This window comes from Aquimarina sediminis (assembly GCF_002895435.1).
Taxonomy (GTDB): domain Bacteria; phylum Bacteroidota; class Bacteroidia; order Flavobacteriales; family Flavobacteriaceae; genus Aquimarina; species Aquimarina sediminis.
Map to the genome: position 1 here is coordinate 238257 of NZ_POYJ01000008.1, position 20424 is coordinate 258680.

Genomic DNA, 20424 nt, shown 5'->3' on the forward strand with positions numbered 1-20424 from the left:
TCTTTATATTTTAATAAACTCTACTCTTCTGTTTTTTGCCTTTCCAGACATAGATGTGTTGTTCGAAATCGGATTTGATTCGCCTTTCCCTTCAACCTGTATTCTGCTATATTGTATGTCGTATTGTTCTACAAGTACCATCTTAACAGCTTTTGCTCGTTGTTCAGAAAGTTTTTGATTGCTTTCGGTGTTTCCATCAGAATCGGTATGACCTATGATCTTTATTTTCATATTTGATACGCTTTGTAGGGCTGTGGCAACTTCTTTAATAATAGTTTCTCCTCCTCCGGTGATGGTAGAAGATCCTGTTTTAAAAAGAATCGCATTGGTGGATAATCGCCCTTCGGTGATTAGCTTACTTCGATTGTCTTTGTCACTTTTAGCAATTTTGAAGTCAGAAATATAGACTTCGTCTTTGTCATCAGTATCTCTCAGTCCTTTGGTGTGGATTTTAAACACATGAGCTCCTTCGGGTACTAACCTTGGGACATCTACTATTTTATTCTCATTTATCCATACACGCATCCTAGTTTTGTTGATTGCAATAGAGATATGTGACTTTCCGTCTATTTGAGTACGATAGTCTTTACCAATGGCATTACGAATTTGACGTTGCCCATTGACTACTTTTTCTACCACTCCTCGAGATGCGATAAATTGGCAAGGAGAAAGCTCTATCATACACCAGTTTTTTGGTTTTTGAAAACCAGTATTATCTTCTAGAAGAAGCTTGATCCAAGCCTCTGAACTGGTTTTCTTATCTAATCCCTGGGTAAGAAGATCAAACTCGATTGTGTAATTCTCGGATAATGGTTCTTTAGTTGTTGGAACATATTTGGAGTTACCTCCTAAGCGAAGCCATTTTTTAGTGTTGATAATTACTATTTCACCAGAACCATTCGTATCCCATTTAGCTGGGAAATCACCTTGAGCGTCGTTCGTAAAATTGTCCTGAAAAATAATTCTATTACCTGCTGTAAAATCTGAAGTACGATTAACTTCATAATCAGTAGAACTTCCTATAATGGTTCCGTTTTTCTTTTTACTCTTTTTCTGTTTGTTTTTTTTCTTTTTTCTTTTCTTTTCAAAAACTTCATCAAGACCTTTGTCAGTATTTTTTTCTGTTTCCCTTTCTATGCGTTCTTCGAGGGTTCGTTTTGCAGCTTCTTCTGCTTTTTTTCCTAATCTTTTTAATAGTTGTGCATTGCTTGTTGTTATGCTTAATATTGCTATAATAATGCAAAGTGCTTTTGTAGTTTTCATTGTTTACAGTTTTTGTTCCCTATGTGATTTTTTATTGATCCTGCTGAGCTTCCAATATTTTTTTCTCTATAACTTTACTTAAGGAGTCTTTTTGTTTTTGTGTAAGCTTTTTTGCTTGTAGGTAATAGCTGTTTTTGTATTCTAATTTTTGCTCAGATGTGATGTCCATTTTTTCTAATAGTTCTAAAAAACCAATTGTTTTACCGTTTGATTTTCCATTCAGATCCTCTCCAAAGATGCTGGACAATACATTGGCTTGCCTATCTAATAGATTGTCGCTTTTTTTTGCAGTTTTTTCCTGGTTTTTAGCAGTGTCTTTTGTTTTTTGAGCACTAATCAATTGAGTAATAAAAAATAGTATGATTAGTACTGAAGTCTGTATTGCTTTCATGATTTTTGATTTTGATTGAAGATCAATATGCATAATATTTTTAATAGTTTCATTTCCTTACTTTTTAAAATTTACTTTCTTAATTACTTTGTTTTTATGAATGATTCTTAACGTATAGATCCCCGTTTCTAAATGGCTAATATTTAGGTATATGTTGTTTGTTGGGAAACTGTTAAGATGACCTTTGTGAACTTTCCTTTTTTTATTCATGTCTGTATAATCAATAAATGAATCAGACTTGATTTTTAGATTCGATAGTAAAACTAGTGTTTGAAGGAGCTGATCATTATAACGTATGTAACAAAGGCTATGAATTATGTAACATTAGTATAAAAGGTGTGTTACCCCTTTGTTTTTGGGGTGTTTTTTATAGGATAAGAAGAATAACTTCTATAATATATCTAAAGAGAAAGTGAAGTAATTTTGCTTTTTTAAAGATAAAAGTATGTTCTAATTTACTTTTGTAGCGTATTCAGACGGAGTACATTTATACATTTCTTTAAAGCACTTTGTGAAATAAGAGTGATCATTGAACCCAACAGCGTATCCTACCTGAGATACATTTGTATCAGAGCTTTTAAGTAATTGAGCTGCCAGTTTAAGCCGTTGAGACCTAACAAATTCTGAGGATGTTAATCCAGTCAGTGCTTTTATTTTTCTATGAAGTTGCATCCTACTCATGCCTATAGCTTTGCTAAACTCTTCAATATTAAATGAGGATTCTACCAATTGGGTATCAAGTACTTTTTGTACTCTGTTTAAGAAGTTTTCGTCAACCGGGGTAACGGCAATTTCTTTTGTAGTTAAAAAGACTTCCTGACTGTATCGTAGTTGTAGTTTTTTTCTAATCGATAAAAGATTAGAAACTTTTGTAGCCAGTATTTTTTGATTATAAGGTTTTGTGATGTAGTCATCTGCTCCTATCTGTAGTCCAGATAATTCATTTTCTTCACCAGCTCTGGCTGTTAATAGAATAATTGGGATATGACTTGTGCGTTCATCATTTTTCAGCTCATTTGTAAGTTGGATTCCGTCTTTTTTTGGCATCATAATATCAGAAATAATGATATCTGGGATATGTTTTATGGCCATATCATACCCTTCTTTACCATCTTTACAGCTAATAATTTGGTATTGATCTTTAAAGCTGTCTTGAAGTAACTTGTTTAAGTCCTGATTGTCTTCTACAATTAATAAAATTGGAAGTTCAGTATTAGTATTTAATTCACTACGATCTATTAATTTTTCAGTAACGGGCTTATGTGTAGGTGTAGGGGTTGGAAGATCTTTGATAATTGTTGCATTTTTAATGGATTTTTTATCTAAGGATATGCTGAGATTAAAGCTTGTCCATTCACCCAGATTACTATCTACAGTAATGGTTCCTTGGTGTAGTTTTACTAATTGATTTACTAAGGCCAGTCCTATACCAGATCCGGATTGTGAACTATGTGTTTGGTAGAATCGTTTAAAAACTAATTGTTGTTGTTCTTTAGTTAAGCCTTCTCCTGTATTTTTTATGTGGATAGAGAGCTTTTCTTTTTTAATATGAGCATTGAAGATAATGGAACCATTTTCTGAAGTGTATTTTAAGGCATTTGACACCAAATTATTAACGATTTTATATATGGCATCTCTATCTATCCAACCTTGGATATCATGATTGTTTAGATACGTCAGAAAATTAATATTTTTTAAACCTGCGGCATACTCAAAATCTTTAATGATTGCATTAATTTGTTGTATAGGTTTTACTTTTTGTAAAGACAAAGGCATGCTACCTGCCTCGATTTTAGAAATATCCAATAGCTGATTAACTAGTTCTGCGATTCGATTGCTGTTGTTTAATACTAATCCAAAATCAGCACGATCTTTTTCAGTAAGATCAGCTTCCATTAATTTGTTTTGTATGGGAGTCGATATTAAGGCAAGTGGGGTTCTAAGTTCATGAGATATATTCGAAAAGAAATGTGATTTAGCAGTATCTAGTTCTTTCAGTTTTTTGTTAGTTTTTTGTCGGTTTCTATACAAGATAAAGAGAAACATCCCCGCTAGAGTGGTTATGATTATTACTCCCATAAAAAGATTACGCTGACTTCTTTTTTGCTGTTCTGCTAATTCGTTTTGTGATTTTAATAAAGTAATTTCTTGCTCCTTTTGAGCTGTTTGATATTTAGTTTCGAGCTCAGTTGTTATTTTTTCTTTATTTTGACTATTGATGCTATCATTAAGAGATAATAATCGTTGGTTAACTTGGTATGCCATTTTATAATTTTTTATGCTAGCATAAGCCAGAGAGAGTCCTTGAGAAATTTCTTTACGCTCTCCTAAATAATATTCTGTTCCCTGTGGTGGTGCAGTATTTTGAGCTTCATTAAAATACCTAATGGCTTCATGAAACATTTTTTTCCTAAGATAGAATACACCATAGCTATATTGCATTTGATTTTTAGCAATTTTATTTGAGTTAGTATCCGTAATAAGCTTAGCTTTTTTTAATAACGGTTCTGCTTTATCAAATTCTCCCGTGAGAGAATAGTTACGGGCTAATGCCGTATAAATTTCAACAAGTTTAGTTGGTTCGCCATAGGATTCGTAAAATGGCAAAACTTTGTTTAAAAAAAATATTGTTTTTTTGGTATCTTCTATCTTGCTGTAATATGATGCACGTAGACGATTTGTATTGTTAATACCTGCCTCATTGCTTGATTTTTCATGGATTTTTTGACTTTTATCAAGATATTCTAATGCTTTTTCGTTTTTTAAATCAATATAGATAAGAGAGATGTTTTCATAAGCTAATGTTAGATTTCGTGTAATGCTATCATTTGCTGTATGGATTGAATCTACTTGTATATAATGTTTTAATGCCTTTGAATAATCATTTTTTCTAAAGGATTGGTTTGCAAAAACAATTAGTGCAGAGCAATATAGAGTCCAGTCATCAGCCAATACTGCATGCTCCATTGCTTGATTGCTGTATTTTTCATAACCTTCAAAGTCAGAATTAGTAACACTCAAAATAGCAAGTTTCCTGTATAAATCAGATTGTAATTTGTAATTATCAGAATCCTTGAGTAATGAAAGCGCCTTTTTTACATAAAATAATGAACTATCGATTTCAGAGTTATAATAAAAATAGTTTGAGGATACATTAAAACCTTTAACAGCAAGGTCTTTATTGTCAATTTTATTAGAGATTTTAATAATTTTATCTTTATAAATTTTTGCAGAATCAAGACTCACAAATAAATACTCCAGTAGGATCGAATTTATGACCTCTAAGTGCTGATCATCTGTATTTGTCTTAAGTAATATAGTCTTCAATGAATCAATTTTCTTTAAACTTTGTCCTTGTAGACCTATCGTAAAAAGTATAATGAGCATTGTAATAATCTTTTTCATGCTTAATGTTTGAATAGTTTAATTAATGCAGTAACATCAAATATTAAGAATTAAGATTGTTTAAAATTCTTAGATAGCAGGTCTTTGTCTTGTGTATATGGGTATTGTAAAAATATGTTTTATTTTTTTAACTAAAGATTTTCTGTCTTTTCCTTAAAATCAATACAGATAGGATTGCTTTAGGTTATTCGAACTCTAATGATTCTTATCAAGTAGTGTTGAAAGGTATTAGGTTTTAAAAAATAATCATACTTTTATACTCACAATTGAATATTTCTTAGTTTACTACTCTAAAATGACCAAAAACATAAAAATCATTGAATGCCCTAGGGATGCTATGCAAGGTATTAAGGAGTTTATTCCTACCCAAAAAAAGGTTCAATACATTCAGTCTTTGTTGCGTTGTGGTTTTGATACCATAGATTTTGGAAGTTTTGTGTCTCCAAAAGCGATCCCGCAAATGGTGGATACAGCAGATGTTTTATCACAATTGGATCTTTCTGACACAAAAAGTAAGCTTTTAGCAATAATTGCAAATGTAAGAGGAGCAAATGATGCAGTACAGCATACTGCAATAGATTATTTGGGATACCCTTTTTCGATTTCTGAAAATTTTCAGATGCGAAATACGCACAAAACCATTGCCGAATCGGTAGCTACATTACAGGAAATATTAGATATAGCGGATAAGGCTGATAAAAAGGTGGTTGCATATCTTTCTATGGGGTTTGGAAATCCTTATGGAGACCCCTGGAGTGTGGAGATAGTAGGAGAGTGGACAGAAAAGTTGAATAAAATGGGAGTAAAGATTCTTTCATTATCAGATACTGTAGGAACTTCTAATCCAGAGATTATCGACTATTTGTTTTCGAATTTAATTCCGGCGTACCCAGAAATAGAGTTTGGAGCACATTTGCATACAACTCCTACGACATGGTTTGAAAAAGTTGACTCTGCTTATAAAGCAGGATGCAGGCGATTCGATGGAGCCATTCAAGGTTTTGGTGGATGCCCTATGGCAAAAGATGATCTTACTGGTAATATGCCTACAGAGCGTATGGTTTCTTATTTTACTACTGTTAAGGCAGAAACTAATATTAGAACTTTGAGCTTTGAGTCTTCATATAATGAAGCAACAAAAATATTTTCGATGTATCATTAAGATGTAATTTTCTTATTTGTAATGCTTTAAAATTGTGTTTTTCTAGTGTTTTAAATTAATTTATTATTTGATGTTAATAAACTTTGTCAAGTTGGGGCTGATAGATATATTTGCACTTTATTTATATTAAGTCTAAATAAGGTTAAGTCGAGGTTTGGTTTTAGAAAAAACTCAATTACACCTTGATTTCTATTCATTAATAGAATAAATGAACTAGATTAATAGCGTGTGTTGAGATAATTTTAACGATAAGCAAATATGTATTTTGGTTTCGCCTATTATCAACATCTAACTTCTTATTGGAGATATTATAAATAGGAAATTAGATATTTGATAGTGTCAAAATTATTGTAGAATAAGGAAGTCTAATTAGATGAATCTTGGTGAAAAAAGATAATTGTGAATTTTTGGATTTTTTTAATAATAATATTGAGAACCAACGAAGCTTGATGATTCAAATCAAGTTTAGATATTTAATGATTGAAAAGTGTTTTTTTTTTACCCCATAGGTTTTGCCAAAGCCTATGGGGTTTTTAGTTACAATAAACATTACATAAATAAAATACGTCGAGACACTATAGTTTTTTTGTAATTAGATGTGAATAGACTAAAACAGATATAACAAGGCTTTAGAAAAGCAATAAATTATGTACTTTCGTTTTACATAAAAATAGGATTAAAACATGATACCAGAAATAGAAAAATTATTAAATGATCAGATAAAATACGAAGCAAATGCTTCCGTTCAATACCTTTCTATGGCTTGTTGGGCAGATACTCATGGGTATAATGGTATTGCAGACTTCTTTTATACACAATCAGAAGAAGAACGAGTACACATGACCAAACTTGTTAAGTTTATTAATGAACGAAGTGGTACTGCCGTTATTCCTGCAATTGATAAACCAAGAGATAATTTTGAGTCATTAATGGAGCTTTTTGAAACTTTTTTAAAAAGTGAAGAACTGGTTACTGAAAAGATTAATAATGTAATTTATGAATGTCTCCAGCATAAAGATTATAATGTACATAATTTTATGCAATGGTATGTGGCTGAACAATTGGAAGAAGAAGCTGTAGCACGAACACTACTAGACAAATTAAAAATTATAGGTAATGATAAATCAGGACATTATTTATTCGATAGAGATATCAACACTTTTCAGGTAGTAGAGGAGCCTCCTAAATGATTGTTAATAAGTTAATAAAGAAAGAATAAGGTTTTTTATTTTAGAACTCTTTTTTTTATATTTTTGTACTTTATTTAGATTCAATAAACATTAGAGTAGTGCAAAGTACTGATACCGTATCACTTTATTCTCCTTGTCCTGGTGTGAATTGTGACATAGCTTGTGGAGGAAAAAAGAAAAAGTGTTGTAAAAAATATAAAAAGAAAGGAAAGACCAACTGTAAGAAATGCCCTAAACTGTAGGGAGTATTACAGATTTCCTTTTATAAATTAACTGTTTAGATTGGATTTTTCCAATCTGAAAAAGCGAATGTGTTGTTAACGTACATTCGCTTTTTTATTTGAGATTTATTTAATTGTAATACTTTATAAAATATGATGTTTTGGGTATGATTCTTGAATACCATAAAATTATTATTTAGATTTAGTACGTTTAGAAGGCGATAAGTAAGTTTTGGATACTAATTATTAATATGGATAGTTACTATACATTAGATATGCATTTATATGAAAAAGAATATTTTGATTGTATTTCTGATATTTTTGGGGATCAATTTGGCTAGTGCCCAAGAATGGCTTACTGATTTTGAACAAACAAAAAAGGAAGCAATAGAAAAAGATAAACGTATTATTTTGGTTTTTGCCGGTTCAGATTGGTGCGCGCCATGTATTAAATTGGAGAGACAAATTCTTGATACCAGAGAGTTTTTAGAATATGCTAAAAAACATTATGTATTAATAAAAGCAGATTTTCCCAGAAAGAAAAAAAACCAATTGTCTAAAACATTGCAAAACCAAAATAAAGAGTTGGCAGAAATATATAATAAAAGTGGAGGCTTCCCATTGGTTGTAGTTTTGGATAAAAATGGGAAGAAACTTGGAGAAGTTGGCTATAAAAAAGTAACTCCAAATTCATATTTAGAAATATTAAGTAAAATGACTAAATAATATTTTGCGGCTTTTCTTTACAATATTATTTATTTCTGTTTTAAATAACAGTTTTGCACAACAAATACATAAACGCACTGTATTGTTAATGGGGAGCCGTTTTGATATAACTGTAGTAGCAAATAATAGTACTAGCGCCAATCAATATATAGATCTTGCGATTGGAGAAATTCAGAGAATTGAAAAGCTGATTTCTTCTTGGGATAAAAACTCTCAAACCTCTTTAATTAATACGAATGCAGGGATAACTCCCGTTGAGGTTGATACAGAGCTTTTTGATTTAATCTATAGAGCAGTACAGATTTCCAGACTAACAGATGGGGCTTTTGATATTAGCTATGCTTCGATGGATCGGATCTGGAAATTTGACAACAGCATGACAGAAATGCCTGCAAAAGAGGAAGTCAAAGCTTCGGTAGCCAAAGTAGGTTATCAAAATATTGTTTTAAACAAAGAGAAATCTACTGTATATCTAGCTCAAAAAGGAATGAAAATTGGATTTGGAGCTATTGGAAAAGGATATGCTGCTGATAAAGCCAAAAAACTTCTTATAAGCAAAGGTGTGGTGGCAGGAATTATCAACGCATCTGGTGATATGAATACCTGGGGTAAACAACCAGATAAAAGTGAGTGGAAAGTTGCTATTACTAACCCATTAAACAAAAATAGTGCATTCGCATTATTACCAGTAGTGAATAAAGCGGTCGTAACTTCAGGAAGTTATGAAAAATATGTAATTTTAGATGGTAAAAGATATTCCCATATTATAGATCCCAGAACAGGGTATCCATCTACAGGTATCATAAGCGCAACAGTTTTTGCTCCTAAAGCAGAATTGGCAGATGCCCTGGCTACTTCTATCTTTGTTATGGGAATAGAAATAGGGCTAAATAGAATAAATCAATTAAAAGAAGTCGAATGTATCATTGTAGATGATCAAGGAGACATACATACTTCTAATAATATTAAGATAAGTACGCGATAATTAGATTTATAAGTATAGAATAAATAGATGAAATCAATATTGAAATTCTCAGCATTACTTTTTTTACTTAACTCTTGTGTAGTTGTAAAAGAATACGAAAAAGTTCAAATTAATGACCCCGATATGGAGTTAGCTTTAAAGAAATGCGATCGTTTTGAAACAAATTTTCAGGCGTATAGAGAGTCTGCTGCAGGAGCAAATGGAGGAAAAACTGGTGGAGGTTGTGGCTGTAATTAAAATTGACTATCTGTTAATAAGAGTATAAAATATAAACATATAAAGTAATACCTTTTGAAAAGATTTCCTTTAGTAATAGCTTTATTATCTACAATAGTTGTAATAGCACAGCAAAAACAGCACGATAGTGTAGAAACATACAAAAAAAGGGTATTAGAATCTACAGAAGTAGATTTTTTGATGAGTTATTATACTCAGGATGGTGATAATGCAGCCGTAACTGGTGGTTTGGGTACAGAAGAATTAACAGATTTAACTCCAACTATCGTTATTGCTATCCCATTAAATGATGATGATGTGCTAACTATAGATGCAGGAATATCTGCATACTCTTCGGCCTCCTCAAGTAATGTTAATCCTTTTGATGGAAATAGCGTGGCAAACCCATTTGTTGCCTCTTCTGGAGCTTCAAAAAAGGATGTACTAACAACAGTATCCGGAAATTTTAGTCATAGCAGTGATGATCGAAATAATATTTGGTCAGCTAATTTAGCTCTGGCAACAGAATATGATTATTTTTCTATAGGTTTTGGGGGGAGTTATACGAAGCTGTTTAATGAAAAAAATACTGAACTTAGTGTTAAAGCAAATGTGTATTTGGATACTTGGAATGCAATTTACCCCTCAGAATTAAGAGATCAACCTACATTTATCCCATTTGATGATGAGTCCCGTAATTCGTATTCAATAGGGTTTGGGTTTTCGCAAATATTATCTAAAAAACTACAGGGATCACTTTCATTAGATCTTATCCAACAAGATGGGCTTTTATCTACTCCGTTTCAAAGAGTGCAGTTTGCAGATGTACCAGATGTTGTTGTTCAGGAGTTTACTTATGGTGATGATATAGAAAGATTACCGGATTCTAGGTTTAAGATCGCTATCGGAGGTAGATTACACTACTATATAAATGAAATTTTTGCTATACGAACATTTTATAGATATTATAAAGATGATTGGGGAATCAATTCACATACTGCCAGTATAGAGATACCTATCAAAATTAGTGATCAATTTACTATATACCCCTCTTATAGATTTTATAATCAAACTGCTGCCGATTATTTTACTCCTTTTAATCAGCACTTGTCTACACAACTATTTTATACCTCGGATTACGATTTGTCTGATTTTGATGCGAATCAATATGGTTTTGGGGTTAGTTATACTGATATTTTTACAAGATTACATATTTGGAAACTCGGTCTGAAAAGTATTGATATTAGATTTAGACAGTACGAGCGTAGTACAGGATTAACATCAAGTCTGTTTTCAGGAGGATTTAATTTTGTGGTGGATTAACATCATTTGATTTTTATCAAAAAAAGGAAGTACACATAGATGATACTCCCTTTTTGCCATTTGCGTAATAGATAAGTTATGGGCATTTTTATTATAAAACGCTTATAACAGATAATACCCCACCTCTATTTTTAAATAATTTAATAAAGGATTATGCTTTTTTTATGAAAAGTATAAAAAATCTCTTTCTACTTTAGGTGAATTTCATATTAATATCATGGGATGTGCTATGTCAAAAAACAAAGTAAACATTAAAATTTAATATAAAAATCATCAAAATGAAGCGATTATTCACACTACTGTTATTATTTACGGTTACAACAACTATCAACGCCCAGAGTTCTGACTATGCTCTTGTAGAAAAAGCAGTGCAATATTATCTAGAGGGAGGAACTAATAATGATTTTGAAACCTTAAAAAAGGCTTTTCATAAAACCGCTACTATGAGGTATATCAAAAAAGGCAGTTATACAGAGGTTAATGCATTAGAATTTTTTGAAAAGGTAATGAAACCAGGACCAAAACAAAATAGGAAAACCAATATCGATTATATAAACATCACTGGTCATGCAGCAAATGCTAAACTAGAAATTGAATATCCTGGATTTACATTTATAGACTATATGAACCTTTTAAAAATTGATGGAGAATGGAAAGTGGTAAGCAAGATTTTTTATAAAAAAGTAAAAGATACACCAGCAAAAAAGTAATCTTGATGAATTAAAATAAACCAAGTTGTGATAACTCTGTAGACAGGATAGTATATCCGCGACTTTGTAAAAGAAAAGAATTAAAGAAGGGAGAATGGAAAGATAAAACCAAAAAAAGTGTTAAATTTAACCTGCCTAAATACCCAAATTATGCAATTAAAATTTAACATACTACTTGCTGTTGCTGCTATATTGATGTTATCCAGTTTTAAAAACGGCCCGGATTATCCTGAAAACCCTACAGTAAACAATAGTGATAGTTTATATCAAGAACCATCTAAAGAATTAGAATTAGTAGGAAAATGGTTGATGGAAGGTGATTTTGATACATATATCAAATTAAGACCTGATGGAGTTGCTATCGAAAAGTCTATCGGAGAACCGTCAAAACGATATTGGTCTGTAAAGAACGATAAACTTTGTCTAAAAGCTACTCCTGTAGAAGGAAGCACAGAAATGTGTTTGGAATACGAACTGAACGAAGATATCCTTATTCTTACTATGAATAAGATGAGACTTCATTATGAAAGAACTAAAGAATAAGCTTTAGTATTGGTATAAAGTTTGCAATACCTCAAATAAGTATTTTTTTTATGATTTTGAATACATAAAAAGAAGCTAAAATCTTTGATTCCTAAAAAAACATTAAATTTATATCCTTATTAAAAAATTAAATTATGAAAAGACCCCAATCTAAATCCGTAATTTTTACTCTTGTTATTTTGGCTGGTATATTAACAGGTTTTAAAACAGAACCGTTATTAGAACAAAATAGTAACACTGAATTTATAGAGGTTATAGACCTTCAAAAAGACTATGGAGGACTAATAGGTACTTGGGTGAAACAAGATAATCCCGAAATAAGCTTCGAATTTAAGACAGATTTTACTGTAATAGAAAAGACCAAAGAAAAAACTGCTGAAAATAAATGGTCTATCAAAACGATGGATAGAGAAGTTTGTATTGGTACTGCAGAATGCATATACTTTGAAGCTACAGAAACTTCACTTTTTCTTTATGTAAATGATGAAATACTAATGTATGACAGAGTAAGAAAAGAATAAGATTGCATTTTTTCTTACGAAATTTTTCTATTTAACAATTTTTAAATACGATTGTTAGCATAGTATGATGTAGAATAAAATGTAAAAAACACTCTAAAATTCATGAATTTTAGAGTGTTTTTTTTATAAAATAAGAGTACTCTTTTTAAACTATAAATATATTGCTATCAGATTTTTGACTTAAGAGGTAAAGGATAATATTTCATATCTGGGACCATTACATATTACCTAGAAGATATGCAAAATTAGTGCAAAGTATGGATGGAGAGGATTAAAAGATTCTCATATCTTGATTTTTGTTATTCAAATTTTTGAAACTATTTTTCTTAAGTACATCAATCTATTTTAGTATAAATATTTTTATAATTTCTATTCGACATGATTTCATTAAAAACAATTGCTATTAGAGTATTGTTACTTTTAGTACTTATCCTTACCTCTTGTAATCAAGAACAAAATGTAACAAAAGAAGTCTCTAAAACTAAACCATTAGAAAATTTTATACAATATGTTAATCCATTGGTAGGAACCAAAAACATGGGGCATACATTTCCAGGCTCTACGACACCATTTGGGATGGTGCAACTAAGTCCCGAAACTAATAGCCAACCATTGTTTAAAGAAGGGAAATACAATCGTAAAACTTACGAATATTGTTCTGGATATCAGCATAAGGATTCTACAATATTTGGGTTTAGTCATACGCATTTTAGCGGTACAGGACATTCGGATCTAGGAGATTTTTTAGTGATGCCAACGGTAGGGCAATTACAATTAGAACCTGGTAAAGCAGATGAACCTAACAGTGGATACCACTCCAAGTTTTCTCACGATAACGAATATGTAGAACCAGGATATTACAAAGTGAAATTAGATGATTATAATATTACATCAGAATTTACTACGAGTGATAGAGTTGGGTTTCATCAATATACTTTTCCAAAATCAGAAGATTCACATATTATCCTGGATCTGATATCTAATATTTATCATTATGATGATAAAAATGTATGGACTTTTGTTAGAGTAGAAAATGATTCACTTATTACTGGATATCGACAAACCAATGGATGGGCAAGAACCAGAAAAGTATTTTTTGCAATGCAATTTTCGAAGCCATTTCATTCTTATGGGCACAAAAAATATGATAAAGTTCAGTATAATGGTTTCTATCGTAGATTTAATGAAGAAGAGAACTTTCCTGAGATGGCAGGAAAAAACATAAGAGCATATTTTAATTTTGATACCCAAAAAGATGAGCAAATTAAGATAAAATTTGCCCTTTCTTCGGTTAGCACAGCAGGAGCTCTCAACAATATGAAAGCCGAAATACCACATTGGGATTTTGATACTACCAAATTAGAAAATCAAAAAAAGTGGAACACCGAATTATCTAAAATAAATGTTGAAACACAAACTAAAGAGCAAAAAGAAACATTCTATACCGCTCTTTATCATACAATGCTTGGACCTATTGTTTATGAAGATGTAGATGGTAAGTATCGCGGGCTAGACCAAAACATCCATGAATCAGATGGGTTTACCAACTATACGATTTTTTCTTTGTGGGATACCTACAGAGCACTACACCCTTTATTTAATATTACACAGCCAGAACGAAACAACGATATGATAAAGTCTATGCTCGCGCATCATGATCAAAGTGTACATAGCATGTTGCCAATTTGGAGCCACTATGCTAATGAAAACTGGTGTATGGTAGGATATCATTCGGTTTCTGTTATAGCAGATGCTATTGCCAAAGAAACTACAGATATAGATTTCTCCAGAGCTTTTAATGCTTCAAAAAATACATCTACAGTTGGGTATTTTGATGGATTGGATCATTATATGAAGATAGGTTATGTTCCAGAAGATAAGAGCTCATCATCTGTATCCAAAACCTTAGAATTTGCATATGATGATTGGTGTATTGCCCAGATTGCAAAAAAGGCAACAAACCAAAAAGGGTATGATGACTATATGAAAAGGTCTCAAAATTATAAAAATGTATTTGATAGTAAAATAAATTATATGCGTCCTAAACTGTCTGATGGTAGCTGGAGAAAAGATTTTGATCCAATTGATACTCATGGGCAAGGCTTTATTGAAGGAAATGCATTAAACTATGGATTATATGTACCCCATGATATCGAAAAGATGATTAGCATGATGGGAGGTAAAGAAGAATTTCCTAATCATTTGGATAAGATTTTTACTACCGAGATTGATGATAAGTATATCGAAAAAAATGAAGATATCACTAGAGACGGCATTATAGGTAATTATGTACATGGTAATGAGCCGGGACATCATATCCCTTACTTATATAACTGGACTAGTAGTCCGTGGAAGACCCAGGAACGAGTACGAATGATTATGGATACTATGTATAGTAATGACATCGATGGGTTATGCGGTAACGACGATGCAGGACAGATGTCTGCATGGTATATCTTTAGTTCTTTAGGTTTTTACCCTGTACTGCCTGGATCAGATGAGTATGCTATTGGTAGCCCATTAGTCAATAAAGCAACAGTACAGTTAGAAAACGGTAAGGTATTTACAATTAATGTCGTTAATCAAAGTAAAGAAAATGTCTACATTCAGAAAATAGAACTTAATAATAAAGAGCTTTCTAAACCCGTATTACATCATAGCGATATCGTAAATGATGGTACTATGACTTTTTATATGGGCAATGAGCCTAATAAAAATTGGGGGAAGTAAATTAAATAGGACAAGTACTAATTGATTTTATAATTAAGATAAACTTAAAAAACCACCATGAGCTCTTTATCAAAAAATGCGACTAATATCGGTGAACCAGCAAAATCACCGGTAGTTTCTAGAAAAGTTATTATTCCATTTATTCTTATAACCTCTCTCTTTGCTTTATGGGGATTTGCTAATGCAGTAACAGATCCAATGGTACAGGCTTTTAAAAAAGTTTTAGAGCTATCAAATTCTCAGGCAGCATGGGTGCAAATGGCATTTTATGGAGGGTATTTTTGTATGGCTTTGCCAGCATCATTATTCATAAGAAAATATTCATATAAAGTAGGGATTTTAATTGGGCTGGCATTATATGCCATAGGAGCCTTGTTGTTTTATCCTGCAGCAATTACAGAACAATTTTGGTTTTTTTGTTTAGGACTGTACATATTAACTTTTGGTTTAGCATTTTTAGAAACAACAGCAAACCCTTATATACTTGCTATGGGAGCCAAAGAAACTGCTACACAACGATTAAATTTAGCTCAGGCTTTTAATCCAATAGGGTTAATAGCAGGGTTACTGGTGGCACAGCAATTTGTATTAAAGAAACTGCAGTCTGATGATATCGAAAATTACAGCTCATTGGCAGAAGCCAAAAAGATGCTTATAAAAACTTCGGACTTATTAGTAATACGAGACCCCTATGTAATACTAGGGCTCGTTTTGATAGGAGTATTTGTACTTATTGCAGTAAGTAAAATGCCACAAGCCAAAGATGAAAACGGAGTTCCTAGTCTAAGTGCTACATTTTCTACTTTAAAAAAGAATAAAAAATATGTTTTAGGAGTGGTGGCGCAAATACTATATGTAGGAGCTCAAATTATGTGCTGGACATATATTTATCAATATGCCGAGGGAATTGGAATAAGTAGTGAAACAGCTGCCAATTATCAATTTATTGCATTTATAATCTTTCTTGTCGGAAGAGCTATTGGTACATACATGCTACGTTTTATAGGTTCAGGAGAATTACTGATGTATTTTTCGATTATTGCTATACTATTTTGTGTGGGCACGATTTTGATAGAAAATGTGTATGGTCTATACTGCTTGGTGGGTGTTTCATTTTGCATGTCTTTGATGTTTCCTACGATTTATGGGATAGCACTAGATGGGCTTAAGGAAGAAGAATCCAAAATCGGAGCAGCGGGCTTAGTAATGGCTATCGTAGGAGGAGCTTTGATGCCAAAAGCTCAGGGAATGATTATAGATGCCGGAGGAGCTGAGGTAAATGATATAAAAATTGCAGGAGTATCAGAAGTGAATTTTTCATTTATATTACCACTTCTATGTTTTGTATATATAGCCTGGTATGGACTAATGGTGTTTAAAAAATATCAGAAGAAATGATTTGAAAAAAATAATAGATAGGGAAGGGGCAAGTAACTAATCCTTCCCTTTTTTATTGCTGGTAATCTTTTTCATGTTTTTTCAGTTTGTTAGACAATCAAACAGTTATTGCTGAGAAGGTTTAATGTTATCCAGTGTATATTTTATCAATCCATCCCAAGCGAAGTACATGTAATCATCTGCTGTTAAAAGACCTTGATAATCATAAGCTCTAAGACCATCCCATCCAAAACCCATATAATGATTAAGGATATTGGTTTTTACCCTATTCTTTTGATGTTAAAAGTAAGAGGCTATCACCGAAGACAGCCTCTTTATTAAGATATTAAGAAATACTCAATGTTTTACGTTTAAAGATTTTCCAGTACCCATTCTCCTTTTTTAATAAGTATAATTTAGAACTACCACTAATAGGATGGCTATATGCCCAAGAAATAACTATTGCCTTATTCTTGTCAGGATTTAAAATTATTTCTGTAAAACTTATCACATAATCAAGTGAATCTCCAAGTAAAAGTTCTCTTGTATTATCTGTTGGGGTAAGAGTTCTGAGTTTTCTGTTTTTCTTTACTGGAATTTTCTCTATTTCAATTTTATGATTAGTACTATCACTGATCGATTTAAGTTTTTCTATCAAAACTTGATATTCTTTTTCTAGATCATTGAATTCTCTATCACTATTATATCTAACAAAATCTTCTGTAACAGCAATATCAACATCTAATTTAAAAACAGAATCTCTATACTTATTAAAAGCAATAGTATCTTTAGTATACACTCCTGGCGGTGGTGGTGGTCCAGGAGGTATTTGTTCAATTAACAAAGCCATTATTTGATATTTCTCTTTTTCAAGAGAATCAGATTGCTGCTTATCATTACTCGTATCCCTTTGGTTACATGAAATCAATATGAAAAATAGTAATCCTGTTAGTACCCTATTTATTGACATGGTATATTGTTTTTAGTTAAAACTTTATTTCCTAGTGTTGCCCAATCAGACAATTGTTGGGGATCGGGTTTAATGTTATCTGGGGCATGGTCTATCAAACCTTATCCGTAATAATAAGGTCATTGTCCGTTTCCATATTATAAATAAAATGGCATTTTTGAGGTATTAGATGGGCCAGTTTTTTAAAGCAATATCTAAAAACAAAACTCCGCAAAGAACTACCAACTTTGCGGAGTTAACTTAGTAAATTAGGAAATAGACAATCTTTTTGATTCTACTATTTTCCAGGTATCGTTTATTTTACTTAAAAAATAAATTATTGAATACCCGCTTAACGAACTGGTATGCTCTCCAAAACAAACTACCGCTTTATTACCTACTCTATTAAAAACGACATTTGATATAGCTATATACCTTGAATAATTATCCTTGAAAAGGTCTTTCAAATTCTTATATGAATCAATATCTATCATTGTAACTTTATAATTACTATTTAAATTCAAACTATTCTTAATAATTTTTTCATTGATCTCATTATTTTCTAATTTTTTTAGTAAATAAACAAAATCATTATCAAGGGTTTTAGGTAAATTTTTAGAAAGTTTATCAATAATTACAAATTCATCAGATAGGGCTATATTAATATCTACAGTTTTTAAAGAATCTATATACTGTTTGTAATAAATAGTATCAAGTTTTTCAAAATCAGATGGTAGCGGTGGAGAACCTGGAATGATGTTATTTATGAGTTGAGAAATAATATCATATTTATCATTTTCAAAAGATGTATCAGATTGTTCTATTTTTTTATTTTCCTTACAAGAAAATAAACATAAACATAAAATTATGACCTTAATTAGTTGCATGGTATATTATTTTTATCACGAATTTTAATAGATTTATTTAACCAAATTGATAGCTGTTCATCAGAAGGTTTTAGTTCTTGAGCAACTTCATCACCTAATAAATCCTCCCAAGCGAAGTACATATAATCATCTACTGGATATTGGTTTTTATCTAATTTGTGTAATACTATAGGTTTTACATTTTAAGAGACCGCCTAAAGTTGACCGTAGACGGTCTTTTAATTGTATCAAATTAAGATATAGATAAAGTAATTCTCTTGTATATTTTCCACTTACCGTCAAGTTTTTCAAGAAGAATTAAACTGGTACTTCCATTCAATGGGTGCGAATATCTACCCATGTAAATAATGGCTTTGTCATTACCCTCATTAAGTGTTACATCAGAAAAGTTAACAATACACTTTACTTTAGGATTTATTATATTTTCTACAGATTTTATATGTATTCTTGCACTATCCACAGTAAAAACTTTAAGCTCTCTGTTTCTTTTTACATTTATTTTACCAATTTCTATACAGCATGTGCTAGTTTTAGAGCTATGATACTGATCAATTAATTCTTGATATAAGGAATCCTCAATATCTCTTTTATAGCTATTATCCGTGTAATCGCTTAGTTCATTTATGACACCTATTTTTACATCTAATTTATAAATAGAATCTACATATCTGTTAAATGCAATAGTATCTTTAGTATACACCCCTGGCGGAGGCGGTGGTGGTGGAGGTCCGGGAGGTATTCTTTCGATTAACAAAGACATTATTTTATATTTTTCATTTTCTAAATTGGTAGTCTGTTTTTTAGAATTATTACAAGAATAAATAATAAAACAAATGAAAATGATGTACGATGTTCTACTTGTTATTGACATGGTATATTATTGTTTTCTAGTACTTTATTAGATAAGTTAGCCCATTCGGAAAGTTGTGCTTGACTAGGCTGAAGTTCATTAGGTAAATTATCTCCTAATAATCCTTGCCATGCAAGCCACATATAGTGATCTAATGAATATTGATTTTTATCAAGTTCTCTTAAGGCTTTTGCTATTGGGGTTACATATTTTTGTTGCAAATGGACATGTTGTGCAGTAATAACCCCTCCACTACCATCATTAACCCCTCGATAAAAGAAGTATAATTGTAATATTCTATTTCTTTCCTTGGGTTTCACAGTTGGATCATTTTTGTGTACAAACCTATATATTTCGGCATGGATTCCTTCGTGTAATAATATGGCATTGAAGAGAACAAGATCAATTAACTAATCATATTACGGGAGTTGTGAAACTAAAAGTGTTATCTGGATTAAAAAACTCTGCAGATTAATATCTACAGAGTTTTTTAAGGTTATTAAGAAATCTCAAATTCATTAGAATAGACGATTTTCCAAATTCCACCTTTTTTTTCTAAAAAAACTAAAGAAGCGCTTCCACTTAGGAATCCCCTACTAACACCAATTATTATAGTAGCTTTATTATATTTTTGATTAAAAGAGGGGGGGGGAAATCTCATAAGCATATCATGGTTTTTATTAATATACCTTATATCAGATTTCAGCTTATTTGTATCTATAATTGAAAGATTAATAGATTTTTGGGAATCAATTTTATCTAGATATAAAATTTCTTTGTTATATGCAAGATTGATTTTTTGTACTAAATCATAAAATTCTGGTTCCCAATCTTTCTTCTGGTTAAACTTTCTATTAGTTTTAATAAATGTCGGATATAACACTATACTTTGATTTTGGTTCCTAATAGAATCTATTTGTTCTTTCGAAAAAACAGATTTTTCCTCATTGGGTAGAGATGGCGGGGGGATAGGTC

The 20424-nt window shown here is 31.3% G+C and carries 20 protein-coding genes; 11 read left to right on the plus strand and 9 right to left on the minus strand.

Features of this window, described 5'->3' with window-relative positions; genetic code table 11:
• Nucleotides 1–3 precede the first annotated feature (3 nt).
• The 3 genes from C1X07_RS17325 to C1X07_RS17335 all read right to left on the minus strand — a co-directional run bounded on the left by C1X07_RS17325 (nucleotide 4) and on the right by C1X07_RS17335 (nucleotide 5059).
• Nucleotides 4–1263, minus strand: a complete 1260-nt coding sequence (locus tag C1X07_RS17325; protein ID WP_103071288.1) for an OmpA family protein — start codon at nucleotides 1261–1263, stop codon at nucleotides 4–6.
• Nucleotides 1264–1294: 31 nt separating this feature from the next.
• The gene (locus C1X07_RS17330; protein ID WP_128755311.1) at nucleotides 1295–1654 is read right to left on the minus strand and encodes a hypothetical protein; all 360 of its coding nucleotides are present in this window, start codon (nucleotides 1652–1654) and stop codon (nucleotides 1295–1297) included.
• Nucleotides 1655–2104: 450 nt separating this feature from the next.
• Nucleotides 2105–5059, minus strand: a complete 2955-nt coding sequence (locus tag C1X07_RS17335) for an ATP-binding protein (protein WP_103071290.1) — start codon at nucleotides 5057–5059, stop codon at nucleotides 2105–2107.
• Between the two features lie 295 nt (nucleotides 5060–5354).
• On the opposite strand from C1X07_RS17335, the gene C1X07_RS17340 reads away from it, so the two are divergent.
• From C1X07_RS17340 to fucP, 11 genes are all read left to right on the plus strand, one after another.
• A complete protein-coding gene (locus C1X07_RS17340; protein ID WP_103071291.1) occupies nucleotides 5355–6221 on the plus strand; it encodes a hydroxymethylglutaryl-CoA lyase in 867 nt (288 codons plus the stop codon).
• A 683-nt stretch (nucleotides 6222–6904) separates the two neighbouring features.
• Nucleotides 6905–7411, plus strand: coding sequence for a ferritin (locus C1X07_RS17345; RefSeq protein ID WP_103071292.1), 507 nt, complete (start codon nucleotides 6905–6907; stop codon nucleotides 7409–7411).
• A gap of 506 nt (nucleotides 7412–7917) precedes the next feature.
• Entirely contained in the window at nucleotides 7918–8358 is a 441-nt protein-coding gene (locus C1X07_RS17350; protein ID WP_103071293.1) for a thioredoxin family protein, read from the plus strand.
• 88 nt (nucleotides 8359–8446) lie between these two features.
• Complete coding sequence (locus tag C1X07_RS17355) at nucleotides 8447–9343, plus strand: FAD:protein FMN transferase (protein WP_103071294.1); 897 nt, start codon at nucleotides 8447–8449, stop codon at nucleotides 9341–9343.
• A gap of 27 nt (nucleotides 9344–9370) precedes the next feature.
• Nucleotides 9371–9580, plus strand: a complete 210-nt coding sequence (locus C1X07_RS17360; protein ID WP_103071295.1) for a DUF4266 domain-containing protein — start codon at nucleotides 9371–9373, stop codon at nucleotides 9578–9580.
• 54 nt (nucleotides 9581–9634) lie between these two features.
• Entirely contained in the window at nucleotides 9635–10882 is a 1248-nt protein-coding gene (locus C1X07_RS17365; protein WP_103071296.1) for a DUF3570 domain-containing protein, read from the plus strand.
• Nucleotides 10883–11160: 278 nt separating this feature from the next.
• Nucleotides 11161–11592, plus strand: coding sequence for a nuclear transport factor 2 family protein (locus C1X07_RS17370; protein ID WP_103071297.1), 432 nt, complete (start codon nucleotides 11161–11163; stop codon nucleotides 11590–11592).
• Nucleotides 11593–11742: 150 nt separating this feature from the next.
• Nucleotides 11743–12135: a hypothetical protein gene (locus C1X07_RS17375; protein ID WP_103071298.1), complete on the plus strand. Its 393-nt coding sequence runs from the start codon at nucleotides 11743–11745 to the stop codon at nucleotides 12133–12135.
• Between the two features lie 134 nt (nucleotides 12136–12269).
• Nucleotides 12270–12656 carry a hypothetical protein gene (locus tag C1X07_RS17380; RefSeq protein ID WP_103071299.1) on the plus strand — a complete coding sequence of 129 codons (387 nt, stop codon included), beginning with the start codon at nucleotides 12270–12272 and terminating at the stop codon, nucleotides 12654–12656.
• 378 nt (nucleotides 12657–13034) lie between these two features.
• The gene (locus tag C1X07_RS17385) at nucleotides 13035–15386 is read left to right on the plus strand and encodes a GH92 family glycosyl hydrolase (RefSeq protein ID WP_103071300.1); all 2352 of its coding nucleotides are present in this window, start codon (nucleotides 13035–13037) and stop codon (nucleotides 15384–15386) included.
• A gap of 57 nt (nucleotides 15387–15443) precedes the next feature.
• Nucleotides 15444–16784, plus strand: a complete 1341-nt coding sequence (gene fucP / locus C1X07_RS17390) for an L-fucose:H+ symporter permease (RefSeq protein ID WP_103071301.1) — start codon at nucleotides 15444–15446, stop codon at nucleotides 16782–16784.
• A 105-nt stretch (nucleotides 16785–16889) separates the two neighbouring features.
• Here the strand turns inward: fucP and C1X07_RS25400 are convergent, their stop codons facing one another.
• The 6 genes from C1X07_RS25400 to C1X07_RS17415 all read right to left on the minus strand — a co-directional run bounded on the left by C1X07_RS25400 (nucleotide 16890) and on the right by C1X07_RS17415 (nucleotide 20332).
• Complete coding sequence (locus C1X07_RS25400; protein WP_262494919.1) at nucleotides 16890–17021, minus strand: hypothetical protein; 132 nt, start codon at nucleotides 17019–17021, stop codon at nucleotides 16890–16892.
• 88 nt (nucleotides 17022–17109) lie between these two features.
• Nucleotides 17110–17733: a hypothetical protein gene (locus tag C1X07_RS17395; protein ID WP_103071302.1), complete on the minus strand. Its 624-nt coding sequence runs from the start codon at nucleotides 17731–17733 to the stop codon at nucleotides 17110–17112.
• Between the two features lie 248 nt (nucleotides 17734–17981).
• Nucleotides 17982–18599 carry a hypothetical protein gene (locus C1X07_RS17400; RefSeq protein ID WP_103071303.1) on the minus strand — a complete coding sequence of 206 codons (618 nt, stop codon included), beginning with the start codon at nucleotides 18597–18599 and terminating at the stop codon, nucleotides 17982–17984.
• A 232-nt stretch (nucleotides 18600–18831) separates the two neighbouring features.
• Nucleotides 18832–19359 (minus strand): hypothetical protein, encoded by a 528-nt coding sequence (locus C1X07_RS17405; protein WP_128755312.1) that lies wholly within the window; start codon nucleotides 19357–19359, stop codon nucleotides 18832–18834.
• Nucleotides 19360–19460: 101 nt separating this feature from the next.
• Entirely contained in the window at nucleotides 19461–19769 is a 309-nt protein-coding gene (locus tag C1X07_RS17410) for a hypothetical protein (protein WP_103071305.1), read from the minus strand.
• 179 nt (nucleotides 19770–19948) lie between these two features.
• Entirely contained in the window at nucleotides 19949–20332 is a 384-nt protein-coding gene (locus C1X07_RS17415) for a hypothetical protein (protein WP_128755313.1), read from the minus strand.
• Nucleotides 20333–20424 lie beyond the last annotated feature (92 nt).